Origin of the sequence: Shewanella decolorationis, assembly GCF_004354305.1 — a bacterium.
Lineage (GTDB): Bacteria > Pseudomonadota > Gammaproteobacteria > Enterobacterales > Shewanellaceae > Shewanella > Shewanella decolorationis.
Genome location: NZ_CP037898.1, coordinates 3,268,707 through 3,283,171 on the forward strand (window position 1 = coordinate 3,268,707; position 14,465 = coordinate 3,283,171).

Below are 14,465 nucleotides of genomic sequence, written 5' to 3' on the forward strand. Positions count from 1 at the left end.
TAATTGGGTTTTGATTTTGATAAATAGCGGCTGCTTAAATTAATCAGCGCAAGTCATTTATTAACAAGATTTTTTATATGAGCCGATGCGAATAAGAAGTCTATCGTTCAGATAGTACAGAGATAGAAACGTGATGCTGTATGCGGGTTAACAATTAAAAAGATGGAAAGCAGAATTTGCCTTCCATCGAATGAGGGCTGCTAAGGGATCATTTTGCTGGCAGTGCATCTAAGGCCGTTAATATCTGATAGCCAACAGTCACCCGAGGCGGTACGGGATAATTTTTATTGCTAAGTAACACTATGCCCAGTTTCTTCGCGGGAATATAAGCCACATAGGCTGCAAAACCGCCAGTTGAACCTGTCTTATTTATCCATAAATCAGGCTGTGGTACTTGCGGCGGCTCGATTGCTTTCACTGGTACGCTGCCAAACACCACTTCTTGGGTATGTCCCGCAAGCAGCTTATCGAGGGCTATAGGATAGGGATAATGCTCCCAAATCATCTCTTGGGTCATCATGCCGACATCAAAGTAGCCAACGTGAGTTGCATCGATAGCCTGTTGTAATGCGGGAGAAAGAGGATGTTGCTGCATATTGGTTTCAACAAAACGCAGCAAATCCACGGCCGAGGTTTTTATCCCGTAAGCCTCGTCGGCTAACACACCGGGATTCAGGCGTACAGGCTGATCTTGCTTATTATAACCTTGGGCATAATCGGCCATCTTGTTGCTTGGCACTTGAAGATAACTATGAGTCATACCCAGTTGTGGAAATAGGGTTTGCTCCATTGCGTTTGGAAAGCTTAGCCCTAACTGTTTAGCCGCAATTAAACCGAGTAATCCAATGCTGGGATTGGCATAATTTCGGTGTGTTCCCGCGGCATAGGCGGGTTGCCATTCTTTAAAATAACGCATCAATTCTGTATTGTTGGTCACTTTATCAGGCACTTGCATGGGCAAGTCACCCGCGGTATGGGTCGCGAGATTGATAAGATTGATCTGGTCAAAGGCACTGCCCGTTAATTCGGGCAGGTATTGGCTTACTTTATCAGTCAAAGTGAGCTTACCTTCGACTTGAGCATAGTTTGCGAGTGTCGCGGTAAAGGTTTTGCTGATAGAACCAATCTCGAACAGGGTATTCACGCTGACATCTTGCCCAGTGGTTTTTGAGCTCACACCATAGGGGAAGAAATACTGTTGACCATTCATACTGATCCCAACAATGGCCCCAGGGATCCCATATTCCTTCATTAAGGGATTAACCGCCGAATCGACAAGGGTTTGGATGGCTTCAGTTTGAAACTGTGGTGCAGCATTGGCCACTAATGGCGCCGCCGTAATCAGCATTAAACCGAGAAGGGGTGATGGGTTCGATAAACGCAAAGTGCTCGCTGTTTTTACGGCTGGCTGAATAGACTCTGGCATACAATTCCTTTCACGATGATGGCATGATTGAACGGCACGGATTAACAATCTTCGCCATTTGAAACTCGATAATAACGAAAGGTTTAGCACGATTTAGGCTCGACTCGCCATTTAATTTCGCTTGGGTGACAGGATTAACGGCAAAAATTTAGTAAAGGGTGAACAAGAGGTTGATGCCCATATCAAAATGCTGAGTTTTTGATCTGATTTAATGGTGTTTTTGTTGTGTAGAGTCGTGAAATACCCAAAGGGAAATTTAAAGGCAATGCCACTTTTACACTAGGCTAATTGCGCCTTTCCCGGCCAAAGGATACACTGCGCCACCGCACGCTAGTACACGCATAAATGTCGTATACTGAGTCGCGCCTTTAAAAACAAGTTTGACCGAAATAGACTGAGAATTGGCTGCCATGGCTCTAGCCCCCCACGCTGTACATCGCTTATATGAATACCGTAAATCCATATCGACTAAGCCCTTTGGCGCCCGCGGTAAAAAACTGATCCGCTGTCATTTATGCCTATTGGGTGAGCAATTTTGTACCTGTTCACTGCGTAAACAGTTGACCACACAGGCCAGTTTTCTGCTGCTGATGTATAACGATGAGGTTTTAAAGCCGACCAACAGCGGTCGCTTAATTGCCGATCTTATCCCGGATACCCATGCCTTTCTCTGGTCGCGCACCGAACCCGCCCCTGAGCTGTTGGCGCTATTGGCTTCAAGCGACTATCAACCCTTTTTAGTCTTTCCGGCACAATATGCCGATCAAGGACAAACCGTATTGTCTGAGGTGCCCATGGAGAGTCTTGCCGAGGGGAAACGACCTTTGCTGATTATGCTCGACGGTAGTTGGCGTGAGGCAATTAAGATGTTCCGCAAAAGCACTTATTTGCAAGGCTTGCCAATGTTGTCTTTCGACCCCGATACTTTAGCGACCTACGCCTTACGTAAGGGCAGTCATGACTTTCAATTAGGGACGGCAGAAGTTGCTTCCCTTGCGCTTGCAGCAATGGGCGAGGAGGCTAATGGTAAGGCATTAACTGCATGGTTCGATCTATTTGTGGAGTCCTCGCTGCTTGGGCGTAACCGTCGTTGCCGTGAAGATATTTTACCCATCAGCAATTTTACCGATGCTTTTGAAACGGCCTACATTGAAGCTATCTCAAAGTAGCTGGTTATTAGCAGTGCATTTTGCTGTGTGAAATCGACATTAATTACAGCTCAATCGCTCTTAAAGAGACGATTGAGCTGCTTAATGTTCAGCTTTAGGCAAGTCAATTAAACCGCGACAGCTTTACCATCGAGTTTACGGATCACCACAGTTGCCGCACGTGGGCGCAGTACGGTACCTGCTGGGGTAACTTCTGCCGCGTTATTCGAATAGGGCCAGTTGCCCGGATGCTGAATATTGGCAAAAACCGAAGTGTAATCTGGGCTGATAGCAAAGCCTGTGACTTCACAATCATTTGGCCCGACAAAGAAACGCTTTAATTCCATTTGGTTTTCGGCCGTGACACTGGCTTGCTTGTTTGCGCTGTCGACTAAGGTCGATGGCACAATTGCCAACATTTGATCGTTGGTTTCCTCGGCGACTTCTTTGGCACCATTATCGGTTTGCACCCATAAAATGCCGCGGGCGTCGAAGGCCAATCCATCGGGGCTTGCAAACTGGTTTAAATCCGTTAAGCCTGACAGGTTGGTCTCGGCATTACCATCACTCGGTGAGCCGAAGACAAAAATATCCCATGTAAACTCAGTATCTTTGTCGCCTTCATCCCAACGAATAATATGTCCAAAGTTATTTTTAAGCCTTGGGTTAGCAGGGTTGGCTTCGGTGCGTTTGGAGTTGTTGGTTAGAGTTAAATAGGCTGAACCTGTGAAAGGGTCAACCGCACACCACTCTGGGCGATCCATAGGCGTTGCGCCGACTAAATCCGCCGCACCCGCTGTATTTAAGATAATCTCGGCAAGACTTGAAAAGCTATCACCTAAGGTTTTACCGTCTGTCGTTTGGCTATCTAAGGTTAAAGGCAACCATACACCAGCGCTATTTTCGTTAAACTTAGCGGCATACAATGTTCCTTCATTCATATATTTATCACCCATTTGCAGGCGATTTGCGCTGTTTGCATCCTGTGGATCCCACACTGCATTCGACACAAATTTATATAAGTATTCGAATTGAGAATCGTGGCCAGAGTAGAACACCACAGGTTTACCTTCGGTTAATTTTCCGAAGGTACATCCCTCGTGGCGGAAGCGACCAAGGGCAGTCCGTTTGATGGCGCGTGAACTTGGATTGTATGGGTCAATTTCAACGATATAGCCGTGACCATTAGCCTCGTTGCGGTAATCATCTTGTGCACTATTGCCCTTTGGTGTGACATCAAAACGCGCGAACTCATCGAGACGCTCCTCGGCGTGACCCGCTAAATCATCCCAGCCATAGCGAGTGCTTTTTTTGCTGATCCCGATACGGGCTTGATCGGCGGCTAAAGTGCCACGGTTGGCAAAGTAACCCGGCCAGTTTTCTTCACAGGTCAAATAGGTGCCCCAAGGCGTGTAACCATTGCCGCAGTTATTTAAGGTGCCGCGTGCTTGACTGCCATCGGGCGAATAACGGGTTTCGAGTAGCGGTGAATAAGCTAGGGGGCCTGCAATATCCATCACTGTTGCGCCTGTAAAGCGGCGGTTATGTTTGTCGTTATACACCACTTCCCACTGATTATTAGTCAATTTGATTCGGACAACAGACACGCCGTGGGCATTAATTTCTTTGCGCACTTCATCGACAATAGTACGTAAACCTGTCGTTGCATCAACCGTTGGACCATTAGGATGTAAGGCTATTTCATCGATATATTCATGGTTAATACACAATAAACCATCATCACCGGCTTCGTTCAGCGGGAAGAAATGCATGCCATCATGGTGCATACCGACTGAGTTTGCTTGGTCATCTGCGGTATTAGTACCATCGGCTTTCCATGGAGCTGCTTTAGCATTTAACGGTGTGCCCCAAGGCGCAAGAACCTGCGCGCTGTATCCTTCTGGTACCACAACGGCATCTAATCGAGAACCAGCTACTGATTTGAAGTTTAATTTAGCGCTACTTTGAGTCGGTGGTAATGGTGGTACAGGATCAACAGGTGTCGGAGCCGGTGAACTGTCTGAACCGCAACCTACTAATCCTACACCAGCAAAGGCTGTCATCGCTCCTAGACCTAGCCCACTTTTAACAAAATTACGGCGGGATAAATGTTTATCCAACACTTGATTAAAAGGTTCGTTATTACTTTTATTATAGCGTGTAGGATCAAAGGTGGCCTTACTCATATTTTACTCCAGCTAGTACGAAGAATGAAATTTCGTGCCTAAGCCTAGAGTATCTATATGACACTAAAGCTGAGTTTTTATGACATTAATACTGCAATATAAAACTTTTATTTTTTATTAAAAATAACTTAAAAATAAAATGATTTTTAATATAAAAACTGAACACGGTGTTATTAATTAAGCGCTAATGTAAAGATTAATCTTCTTTTGGCTTGAGGTAATGGCGTAATGAGCGTGGATCAGTATGCCCAGTTCTTGCCATGATATAAAATGTATCTTTATTATTTTCATGTAGTTGCGTTACGCATCCGCTGCGCAAACTGTGAGCGCCATAATATTGTGCGGGTAATCCCGCTTTAACGCAATATTGCTTAATGATCCGATAAATATCATCACCATTTAAAAATCCACTGTTTCGAACAAGTGATGATTTTGATGTAACCTTATCACTGACTTGATAAGGCCTTAAGGATTTTCCGTCGCGGGAAATGGAGCGAAATAAATGACCTTCGGTAATTTTACTTTCATGTAACCAGTCCTTGATGGCATTATAAGCGGCAAAGGGTTCAGATTCGGGTAAATTCTTCCACTCCCTTAATCCCTGTTGATTACTTTTAGAAAAGGGCAACCGTACTTTTAATTTATCCCGCATAAAACTTAAATATTGTACTTTTAAGTTCGCCAATTCGGAGCGGCGAAATCCGCCTTGTAGTCCAAGCTGAATGATGGCTTTATCCCTAGTGCGCAGCAGCGGATGGGGTTGCTGCTCTATCGCTTGGATCAGTAGCTCGACCTCATCGTACATGATTGGCTGCTGATCATAATCTTGAACTTGTCTATGGTGATTACGACTAAGACCACGCATCACTCGGATCACCTGCGGGTGTTCGGTGGGGGATGGAAATCCAGCCTGAATATGGTAGTAACGGACTGCGGCTAGCCGAGTTATTAAGGTTTGCTTTGATAGCTGAGTCCCATTGCTTGCTTGGAGCAATTCTTTTTGATGACCGATAAAAGAAATAATACTGCGCGGATCGGCAGGTAAGGATTGCAACTGATGCGTCGCGCAATATTGCTCAAATAGGCCAAAGCTGGTCCGATAAACCCGACGGGTATTGCTGGAGATTTCGTATTCAGTTTCGGCGGCCGCATTAAAAAAATCACTGTGAACCGATTGGGGCAGTGAGCTTTCCTCAAAAAATGGCGAATCAGTTTGTTTATAAACGGGTGTGATAGTTGATGCCATGCCTGAGATGCGGGTAGGAGTATTGTCACCTGCGAAATAATGGTTAAGCGATTTAGACATGAAGAGTATTTTACGGCTGAGAAACTGCCGCAATTATACGTAAAACCTGCGTTTATCTACCAGTGATAATCGTCATTATCACTGGTAGAGGTGTTATTTGTGTTTTAATTAATCGCATCGGTTAAAAAGAAGGCATTATTTAACGTGGAACTGTTGGGAAGGCGGGCACAAAACTAACTCGAAGTATAAGATGCGTTCAAATAACACATTAATAAGAGATAAAGAGGAGCTTAGTTTTGTTGTTTGTTATTTAGTCAACTAGAGTAATTAGAGTTAAATTTGTCTATGAAATAATCAGTATTTATTTTGCTAGTTGGCTAACTTTGTAGGTTAGTGGCTTTATTTTTAAAAGATGGTTTAACCATTTTATGTGGTTGAAAAGTGGCAGCCAAACTTAGCTAATGTTTTGGTGATATCACAGTGATTTCAATTTAGCCTCGCTAAAACAGGAGATTAGTAGACATGATAAGTGTGTGCTCAAGCTCGTGTGTTTCAGGAGTGGGACGTATAACCTTTTGTGGTAAAAACGAACTTATAAAATGGTGTAACCATTCTTTTAATCTATACTGTTTATCGGTATCATGAGTCAATTCATAAATCATTATTAGAAAGTATAAAATCATACCAATGATGACAAAAACGCTATGGGAATATCATTATGTCGCACCTTCTTCGGGGCGAAAATTATTACTACTCGATAAAACGGAATTAGTGTTTGCCTTGCCGTTAATTTATCGGATGGTTCATCCTGAGAGTGTCGCCGAGCGGGCAGAGTGGTTTCAGTTAAATCAGTCCCAATTAAGTTATACCGAATTAATTGCTAATTTAAATTTGCTGGTTCAACTGCGGAAAAAAAATCAATCTGTTGATGTGCAGTTGAAATTGGTAAATAGACAACTTAATCAGTATTTCAGTGATTTGGGTTGGCGCATGGTGCGAAAGGAACTTTCTCAGATTAAAAAACGCCAGAAAAAATCCCATATCGAAGTCAGTAAAGATATTATTTTGCGATTAAAACGGTACATGGAGTTAGAACGTTTAGACAGTTTTGATCAAGCGCTCGATACGCTATTATCTGAACATGCTGCGGCAGTCGCAGCGCAAAGGGATGAACAAATTCCGTCTTGAGATTGTATGCCGATTCTGGTGTAACCTTGTGATGCATAGTGTATTCATATTAAATATATTGAATAACCGGTTGCCAAAACACACTTCAGACTGAACGTATCTCACTTACAACTCATTATTATTTAAGTATGTTGGATAGGGAAAACGTATGCCAGAACATCGAATAGTCTCAGTACTTTGCCGAATCGAGCCAGGATGTTTAGGGCCAGATGGACGTGAACATATTGAAGCTTTTTGTGCATTAGCCCAGCAGGCGATGAAGCATTTTGCCGCTGATGTGGTGACTTGGACGCTAGTGCCTCGGTACGATAAAACGCTGCCTGAAATGGAATACAGTGTCGCCAATAAAAGCCTGTCCCGCGCGCAAGTAATACAGTATTTCAATACGTTAGGCCAAGATGTCGATACCTTTGAAGAAACCTTCAACGACAAACTCACCGCTTTTATCAATTTATATTTAGCCAGAAAATAATTGCGACTCGTTTAAGCGCATTCATTTTTTGCGTTGCCGCCACTGCCTCCACCATTGTGGTGGCATAAGGATTTGTTTATGTCTTATTCAACAACGCCGTCAGCTAACGCCATAGATTATGCGCCCTTATTACAGCAACAGTTTGGTTTTGATGGATTCAGGCAAGGTCAACATGATGTTGTCTCACTGCTATTGTCAGGTCATTCGAGTCTTGCCATTTTCCCTACTGGGTCGGGTAAATCACTTTGCTACCAATTTACAGCACTTCAACTACCTCATCTCACCTTAGTTGTGTCCCCTTTACTGGCGTTGATCAAAGACCAACTAAGTTTTTTGCATGAGAAGGGCATTAAAGCGGCAAGTATCGATTCGACCTTAACGGCTGAACAGACCCAACAGGTGATGCGTGAGGCTCGCTCAGGCGAGCTAAAGTTGCTAATGGTTTCGGTGGAGCGATTTAAAAATGAGCGATTTAGGCAATTTATTCAATCCATCCCTATCTCTATGCTAGTTGTCGATGAAGCGCACTGTATCTCAGAATGGGGGCATAATTTTCGTCCCGACTATTTAAAACTTCCCGATTATCGCCGCGAATTAGCGATTCCATTGGTGCTGTTACTCACGGCCACAGCAACACGGAAAGTGAAATTGGATATGGCGGCGCGTTTTGAAATTAAGCCACAACATATTGTTCAAACAGGCTTTTATCGCTCTAACCTCGACCTGAGCATCATGCCTGTGACAAGCCAACACAAACTGATGGCACTACAACAGCAGCTGCAAAGCTCTACCGGAGTGGGAATTATCTATGTAACTCTACAGCATACTGCAGAGGAGGTAGCTGCTGAACTTTGTCGTATGGGGTTTGATGCAAGCGCCTATCATGCAGGTCTTGAGGATCACACTCGTCAGCAAATTCAGCAGGATTTTATGCAAGGTAAGATCCGCATCGTGGTTGCGACCATCGCCTTTGGAATGGGCATAGATAAAAGTAATATTCGCTTTGTGATCCACTACGATCTGCCTAAATCCATTGAGAATTATAGCCAGGAAATTGGCCGCGCAGGACGGGATGGCCAACTTTCCCATTGCGTCACCTTAGCCAATTTAGATGGGATCAACACTGTCGAAAATTTTGTTTATGGTGATACGCCTGAACTGGCAAGTATTGAGGGTGTAATTAATAACATTCGCGAAGAAACCCACAATGGACGTTGGGAACTGCAACTTCATCAACTGTCAAATGTGAGTAATATTAGACAACTCCCTCTGAAAACGTTACTCGTGCAGCTTGAAATGCAAGGCGTTATCAAACCACTTTATGCTTATTATGCTGACATCAGTTACCGATTTATTGTGCCGCAAACGCAAATTTTGTCGACTTTTTCACCGGAACGGCAGGCATTTTTAACTGATATTTTCGCCCATACCCAAATGAAGCGCATTTGGGGTAGTTTGGATTTTGCTTCATTGTATCAAGCTACGGGGGCTGAACGGGCTCGAGTAATGGCTGCATTAGACTATCTTGCGAGTCAGCAATTCATTGAATTAGAAGCAAAGCAAGTCACTGATGTTTATCAAGTCAATGAAAAAGGCTTAGTAGAGGACAATCTAGCAGAACAGCTTTTCCAATATTTTACTGATAAAGAAGCAAAAGAAATTGCCCGCATTGAACAGTTAGTGCGATTTTTTGAGCTAACAAGTTGTTTAAATTACAATTTAGCACGATATTTTGACGATAGTGCAGCGCCTAAATCCTGTGGTCATTGTAGTGTATGCCGTGGCCAAGTGGCTAAATTGACCTATTCTAAAGAGCCAATATGGCCTGATGATACGCAAATTAGTGCCGATTTAAGCGAGCTTAAACTCGCAGCAGAAGCTAAGGGTTTAGCACCTTTGTCCTTAGATACCCAATGCCAATTTTTAGCAGGCCTGACTCAACCTATCTTGACTCGTTTGCAAGCCCGAAGACTACAAGGCTTTGGACGTTTAGAAAAATGTAGATACGCCGATATCAAACAAAAGCTAGAAAAAGCGGGTACTTAATGGATTAATGATTGAAGGCATATCTGCTATGCCTTTCGTCATTAGATGCATTTAGCGGGTTTAGGTAACCCTGCTATTTTTGTTGCTTGTTTTGCAGGACCCACGGGGAAAAGGGTATAGAGATATTTTGAGTTACCTTTTTCTGGCCCTAAGGTTTGGCCTATCGCCTTGACTAGCACGCGAATGGCAGGACTCGTTTTATATTCCAGATAAAAATCCCGAACAAAATTAACCACTTCCCAGTGGGCGCTGGTCAGTTCAATCTGTTCCTCTTGGGCCAACAACGGCGCCATATCCGGCTGCCAGTCAGCGATATTCTTCAAATAACCTTGATGGTCGCGTTCAATTTCGACGCCATTGAATATAAGCGGGTTTACCACGTGATCACCTTATCGTGCTGCAAAGATTGAGCGACAAACTCGCTGTAATCAATCTGACTAATGTTTTTAAGACGTTCCGTTAGGCCGCGGGCGATGACATCGTCTTTCAGCACCATCACCTTAAAGGGCGATAGCGCCATGGCCCATTGGCGCAGTAATAATGCGTTAACGCCATCGCTCGAGAGTAAAATTGCATCCTCTTTGCAAGCATAACGCAGGCAAAGTTTGAGGGCATTATCTCGGCTGGGCGAGGTTTGGATATGATGTAAAATCATTAGAATACTAAGACCTCATCGACGGCTTTTAAGTAAGCTGAAATGGCTTCATCATTTAAGATAGTCACCGGAATCGACAGCAAGCCATGGCTTAAACCGTAGTCACCTAATGACTGTTTGCAGGCGAACACTGATTCGATGTCGTACAGCGGGAGCGCTTTTAGCGCCGCGAGGTAATCTTTACCACCGATAAGTTCGGGCTGTTGGTCTTTAAGCAGATGCAACACGCCTTCGTCGACAAACACTAAACTCACTTCTTGCTCAAAACTGGCGCTTAACAGGGCAAAGTCTAAGGCTTCGCGGCCTTTAGTGGTGCCATGGGGCGCGCTTCGGAACAATATACAGATTTTTTTCATAGCATTTCCGAAGCTTAAAAGCAGATCAAACGATCGGCTGATTCAATTCCTGTGACCAGTTCACCCAGTCCACCCATGATAAAAGAATGTTCAACATTCCAGTGGCTTAGCCCATTCTCTGTAGCTTCTTGCTGCGAGACTATGCCGCGTCTTAATGCCGCAGAAACACAGTTAACTAACGAGACTTGATGCTCGGCCGCGAGTTGTTTCCAGCCTTTAACCACATCATATTCATCGGATGCGGGTAAGTTAAAGTCCGTCGAGTTATACACGCCATCCTGATAGAAAAACACACAGACAATCTCATGTCCGCTTTGCAGGGAGGCTTGGGTGAAACGTAGGGCATTCACACTTGCCGACGTGCCATAGGCTGGCCCGCTTACTTGGATAATAAATTTGCTCATCATAAAAAAAATGGCCCTAAAAGTAGGGCCATTTTAGCGTAAGTTTCCCGAAAAGGGGATTAATCATCGTTACCAATGCCAAGCAAATGCAAAATGGCAATAAATAGGTTTAAAAAGTCCAGATACAAGGAGATAGTGGCGCGGATATAGTTAGTCTCGCCGCCATTCACGATACGGCTAGTATCGAACAGGATAAAGCCGGTCATTAACAGCGCAAGACCCGCGTTAATTGCCATAAAGGCCACACTGTTACCCACGAAAATGTTAATCAGCGCAGCGGCGATCACGACAATCAATCCAGCGAACAGGAAACCACGTAGGAAAGAGAAATCTTTTTTCGTTGTGACTGCATAGGCCGAGAGCGCAATAAAGATAACCGAGGTTAATCCTAAAGCTTGCATGATAAGCTCAGAGCCATTGGTCATGCCGGCGTAGTGGTTAAGCATGTAACCTAATGAGGCGCCTTCCATACCCGTAAAGGCAAATACCCAGAAGATCCCCGCGGCCGAATCGGCTTTGCGTAGGGTAACAAACAGCAGCACCAAACCACCGATAGATAAACCGAGTGACATCAGTGGGCTGATGTTAAGCGCCATCGCTAAGCCTGCACACACTGCCGAGAAGGCGAGGGTCATGGCTAACAATAAATAGGTATTTTTAAGAAGTTTATTCACTTCTAAGGTGGATGCACTCGCTGAGTACAAAGTTTGCTGAGTCATATCTTTCTCCATTAGCTTTTAAATCCAAACTGATCATTTTGATTTTTAACGGGGACGAGAGTTCCCATTAATATCGTAAATCCAGTAAAACTGGGTGAATACTACCGAAAACTGCGCTGTGCTTAAAGGATTCACACCACAAATAACAAATTGTAATGACTGATTTTTCTGCGCTACCAAACGATTCAGCCGTATTTCGTTACACCAGTGCAACACAAAGACTTTAAAACAAGCTTAATTCTGCGGTAATGCAGTAATATTACGCCAGCCATTCACGGTGTAATTTATCGGTATCCCCTAAGTAATCGAGCACCCAGGCGAGGGCGGGCGACATCTTGTCGGCGTTCCAGGCCAGGCAGCATGGGCTGGTTAATTTCGGATTTTCAAGCTGCTTTTCAACCAAGGCGCCCGCTTTGATAAATACGCTGGCTAAATGAACAGGCATATAGCCGATACCTAGTCCCTCTCTAAAGCAGTTAATCGCGCGGATCCAATCCGGCACTACGAGTCTGCGTTGATTCTCCAGTAACCAGGTCATGCGCTTAGGTATTTCCCGCGAGGTATCTTCCAAACAAATGGAGGGGAAGGGACGCAGCTCATCATCGGTCAAGGGGCGATCAATACTGGCTAAGGGATGGTTTTTACTCACCAAAAACGCCCATTGAATATCGCCCATATCTTTATATTGGTATACGCCCCCCACTGGGATAGCCGTTGTTGCACCAATGGCGATATCACTGCGACCAGTCGCAAGCGCCTCCCACACCCCGTTAAAGACCTCGATGCGGATGATAAGCTCAATATCATGGAAATGACGGTAAAAGTCGGCGATTAATACGCTAATTCGGTCGGCACGCACTATGTTATCTAAGGCGATAGACAATGTGGGCTGCCAGCCGTTGGCCACACGTTGGGTGCCGCGTTTCATCTCATCCATTTGAGTCAGCAAGTTTCTGGCTTGCTTAACAAAATGCTCTCCCGCAGGGGTCAAGGTCACGCTGCGGTGGTGGCGCTCAAATAACACGACGCCAAGTTCTTCTTCGATTTGTTTAACCGCATAACTGACCGCAGAAGGGACCTTGTGCAGTCGATTGGCTGCCGCCGTAAAACTCCCCACCCGGGCCACGATATCAATGAGTTCTAACGCTTGTTCCGAGAGCATAGCTGACATCCATTGTGATGAAAATAATTGATAGCATCTGTCAAAAATAAACGTTTCCAATCAAATTAACAAGTATTTAGACTGCACGCCTTAAGTCTTTTGACATGATTATTTTATGAAAACGTCTAGTAATATCTTTGTAAATATGAAGTTTTTTATATTTTTATTCTATTTAGCCTTATTAAGCATGTTAGGTTTTATTGCCACTGACATGTATTTGCCTGCTTTCAAAGCAATTGAAAGTTCGTTTAATGCTTCACCGTCTCAAGTGGCGATGTCGCTCACCTGTTTCTTGGCTGGTTTAGCCTTAGGGCAACTGATTTATGGCCCTTTGGTGAGTAAACTCGGCAAACGTTACGCCCTAATCCTCGGCCTTGGCATTTTTGCGCTTGCCAGTGTGGCCATCGCCAATAGCGATTCGATACTGATGCTGAACATCGCTCGCTTCTTCCAAGCCGTAGGCGCCTGTAGTGCAGGGGTCATCTGGCAAGCAATTGTGGTCGAGCAGTATGATGCCGAAAAAGCGCAGGGGATTTTCAGTAACATTATGCCGTTAGTGGCATTATCACCCGCATTAGCCCCCATCCTTGGTGCTTATATTCTGAACGATTTTGGATGGCGTGCAATCTTTATCTCATTGTGTGTGATTGCCTTTTTGTTGGTATTGATGAGCTTATACTTCGTGCCGAGCCACGCACAGCATCAGGATACTAAGCCAAGCGCGGTTTCCTACGGGCAGATTTTGAAAAATACTCGTTACCTTGGCAATGTGGTGATATTTGGTGCCTGTTCGGGTGCATTTTTCGCATACCTTACTGTATGGCCGATTGTGATGGAGCAACACGGCTATCAGGCAACTGAGATTGGGCTGAGTTTTATTCCGCAAACCATCATGTTTATCGTGGGCGGATACGCGAGTAAGTTATTGATAAAACGCATTGGTGCCGACCGTACACTCAACGTATTGCTGGCCATTTTTGGGCTCTGCGTTATCTCAATTGTGTTTTTCACCTTATTAATGAAGGCGGAAACCATTTTCCCACTGCTGATTTCCTTCTCGATACTCGCAGCGGCGAACGGGGCGATTTATCCGATTGTGGTGAACAGTGCTTTACAACAATTCACGCAAAATGCGGCAAAAGCGGCAGGATTACAGAACTTTTTGCAAATCACCATCGCCTTTGGCGCCTCTAGCTTAGTTGCACTCTGGGCAAGTTCAGGAGAAGTTGCCATAGGTTGGGGGATTCTGAGCTGTTCGTTAGTAGTGATCTTGGGTTATCTGTTAAAAACCGAGCAAACTTGGGCTGATTTTGCTAAACACTTTACTGCACCAGATCCTGCTCGTCTTGGGATCAATGCAGATACGAAGCAAAATCAAGCAGATTGAATGTAATACGAGCAGTTAGCGCAGAATTATCAGTTAGTGCTTTACAGTCAGTAAACTAACTTATATTATG

Annotated in this window: 14 protein-coding genes; 5 read left to right on the plus strand and 9 right to left on the minus strand. The window is 44.5% G+C overall.

Annotated elements, in window-relative coordinates; genetic code table 11:
* Positions 1-208: 208 nt before the first annotated feature.
* On the minus strand, positions 209-1,348 hold the full coding sequence (gene ampC, locus EYR25_RS14620; RefSeq protein ID WP_133182896.1) for a class C beta-lactamase: 1,140 nt from the start codon (positions 1,346-1,348) through the stop codon (positions 209-211).
* Positions 1,349-1,836: 488 nt separating this feature from the next.
* Here ampC and EYR25_RS14625 point away from each other — a divergent pair, with 488 nt between their 5' ends.
* Entirely contained in the window at positions 1,837-2,595 is a 759-nt protein-coding gene (locus EYR25_RS14625) for a tRNA-uridine aminocarboxypropyltransferase (RefSeq protein WP_133181032.1), read from the plus strand.
* A 107-nt stretch (positions 2,596-2,702) separates the two neighbouring features.
* On the opposite strand, the gene EYR25_RS14630 is transcribed toward EYR25_RS14625, so the two are convergent.
* Together EYR25_RS14630 and EYR25_RS14635 are read right to left on the minus strand one after the other, a co-directional pair.
* Complete coding sequence (locus tag EYR25_RS14630; protein WP_133181034.1) at positions 2,703-4,760, minus strand: PhoX family protein; 2,058 nt, start codon at positions 4,758-4,760, stop codon at positions 2,703-2,705.
* 196 nt (positions 4,761-4,956) lie between these two features.
* Complete coding sequence (locus EYR25_RS14635; protein WP_165953581.1) at positions 4,957-6,006, minus strand: tyrosine-type recombinase/integrase; 1,050 nt, start codon at positions 6,004-6,006, stop codon at positions 4,957-4,959.
* A gap of 687 nt (positions 6,007-6,693) precedes the next feature.
* On the opposite strand from EYR25_RS14635, the gene EYR25_RS14640 reads away from it, so the two are divergent.
* The 3 genes from EYR25_RS14640 to EYR25_RS14650 all read left to right on the plus strand — a co-directional run bounded on the left by EYR25_RS14640 (position 6,694) and on the right by EYR25_RS14650 (position 9,712).
* Complete coding sequence (locus tag EYR25_RS14640; protein ID WP_133181039.1) at positions 6,694-7,194, plus strand: hypothetical protein; 501 nt, start codon at positions 6,694-6,696, stop codon at positions 7,192-7,194.
* A 148-nt stretch (positions 7,195-7,342) separates the two neighbouring features.
* Positions 7,343-7,666 carry a hypothetical protein gene (locus EYR25_RS14645; protein WP_133181041.1) on the plus strand — a complete coding sequence of 108 codons (324 nt, stop codon included), beginning with the start codon at positions 7,343-7,345 and terminating at the stop codon, positions 7,664-7,666.
* A gap of 78 nt (positions 7,667-7,744) precedes the next feature.
* The gene (locus tag EYR25_RS14650; RefSeq protein ID WP_133181044.1) at positions 7,745-9,712 is read left to right on the plus strand and encodes a RecQ family ATP-dependent DNA helicase; all 1,968 of its coding nucleotides are present in this window, start codon (positions 7,745-7,747) and stop codon (positions 9,710-9,712) included.
* 41 nt (positions 9,713-9,753) lie between these two features.
* Here the strand turns inward: EYR25_RS14650 and EYR25_RS14655 are convergent, their stop codons facing one another.
* From EYR25_RS14655 to punR, 6 genes are all read right to left on the minus strand, one after another.
* Complete coding sequence (locus EYR25_RS14655) at positions 9,754-10,092, minus strand: TusE/DsrC/DsvC family sulfur relay protein (RefSeq protein ID WP_023265496.1); 339 nt, start codon at positions 10,090-10,092, stop codon at positions 9,754-9,756.
* Positions 10,086-10,367, minus strand: coding sequence for a sulfurtransferase complex subunit TusB (tusB, locus tag EYR25_RS14660; RefSeq protein ID WP_023265495.1), 282 nt, complete (start codon positions 10,365-10,367; stop codon positions 10,086-10,088). Before tusB ends, EYR25_RS14655 begins: the two co-directional genes overlap by 7 nt.
* Positions 10,367-10,723 (minus strand): sulfurtransferase complex subunit TusC, encoded by a 357-nt coding sequence (tusC, locus tag EYR25_RS14665; protein ID WP_133181046.1) that lies wholly within the window; start codon positions 10,721-10,723, stop codon positions 10,367-10,369. Before tusC ends, tusB begins: the two co-directional genes overlap by 1 nt.
* Before the next feature lie 14 nt (positions 10,724-10,737).
* On the minus strand, positions 10,738-11,127 hold the full coding sequence (gene tusD, locus EYR25_RS14670; RefSeq protein ID WP_165953582.1) for a sulfurtransferase complex subunit TusD: 390 nt from the start codon (positions 11,125-11,127) through the stop codon (positions 10,738-10,740).
* A 59-nt stretch (positions 11,128-11,186) separates the two neighbouring features.
* On the minus strand, positions 11,187-11,846 hold the full coding sequence (locus tag EYR25_RS14675) for a Bax inhibitor-1/YccA family protein (RefSeq protein WP_039977077.1): 660 nt from the start codon (positions 11,844-11,846) through the stop codon (positions 11,187-11,189).
* A gap of 259 nt (positions 11,847-12,105) precedes the next feature.
* Positions 12,106-13,008, minus strand: a complete 903-nt coding sequence (gene punR / locus EYR25_RS14680; RefSeq protein ID WP_039977075.1) for a DNA-binding transcriptional activator PunR — start codon at positions 13,006-13,008, stop codon at positions 12,106-12,108.
* A 115-nt stretch (positions 13,009-13,123) separates the two neighbouring features.
* Between punR and punC the strand changes: the two genes are divergently transcribed.
* Positions 13,124-14,395: a purine nucleoside transporter PunC gene (punC, locus tag EYR25_RS14685; protein WP_133181051.1), complete on the plus strand. Its 1,272-nt coding sequence runs from the start codon at positions 13,124-13,126 to the stop codon at positions 14,393-14,395.
* Positions 14,396-14,465: the final 70 nt, after the last annotated feature.

Coding starts and splice junctions, on each gene's coding strand:
- ampC (WP_133182896.1), bottom strand. CDS start 1,348: ATGCTGATTACGGCGGCGCCATTAGTGGCCAATGCTGCACCACAGTTT.
- EYR25_RS14625 (WP_133181032.1), top strand. CDS start 1,837: ATGGCTCTAGCCCCCCACGCTGTACATCGCTTATATGAATACCGTAAA.
- EYR25_RS14630 (WP_133181034.1), bottom strand. CDS start 4,760: ATGAGTAAGGCCACCTTTGATCCTACACGCTATAATAAAAGTAATAAC.
- EYR25_RS14635 (WP_165953581.1), bottom strand. CDS start 6,006: ATGGCATCAACTATCACACCCGTTTATAAACAAACTGATTCGCCATTT.
- EYR25_RS14640 (WP_133181039.1), top strand. CDS start 6,694: ATGATGACAAAAACGCTATGGGAATATCATTATGTCGCACCTTCTTCG.
- EYR25_RS14645 (WP_133181041.1), top strand. CDS start 7,343: ATGCCAGAACATCGAATAGTCTCAGTACTTTGCCGAATCGAGCCAGGA.
- EYR25_RS14650 (WP_133181044.1), top strand. CDS start 7,745: ATGTCTTATTCAACAACGCCGTCAGCTAACGCCATAGATTATGCGCCC.
- tusB (WP_023265495.1), bottom strand. CDS start 10,367: ATGATTTTACATCATATCCAAACCTCGCCCAGCCGAGATAATGCCCTC.
- tusC (WP_133181046.1), bottom strand. CDS start 10,723: ATGAAAAAAATCTGTATATTGTTCCGAAGCGCGCCCCATGGCACCACT.
- tusD (WP_165953582.1), bottom strand. CDS start 11,127: ATGAGCAAATTTATTATCCAAGTAAGCGGGCCAGCCTATGGCACGTCG.
- EYR25_RS14675 (WP_039977077.1), bottom strand. CDS start 11,846: ATGACTCAGCAAACTTTGTACTCAGCGAGTGCATCCACCTTAGAAGTG.
- punR (WP_039977075.1), bottom strand. CDS start 13,008: ATGCTCTCGGAACAAGCGTTAGAACTCATTGATATCGTGGCCCGGGTG.
- punC (WP_133181051.1), top strand. CDS start 13,124: ATGAAAACGTCTAGTAATATCTTTGTAAATATGAAGTTTTTTATATTT.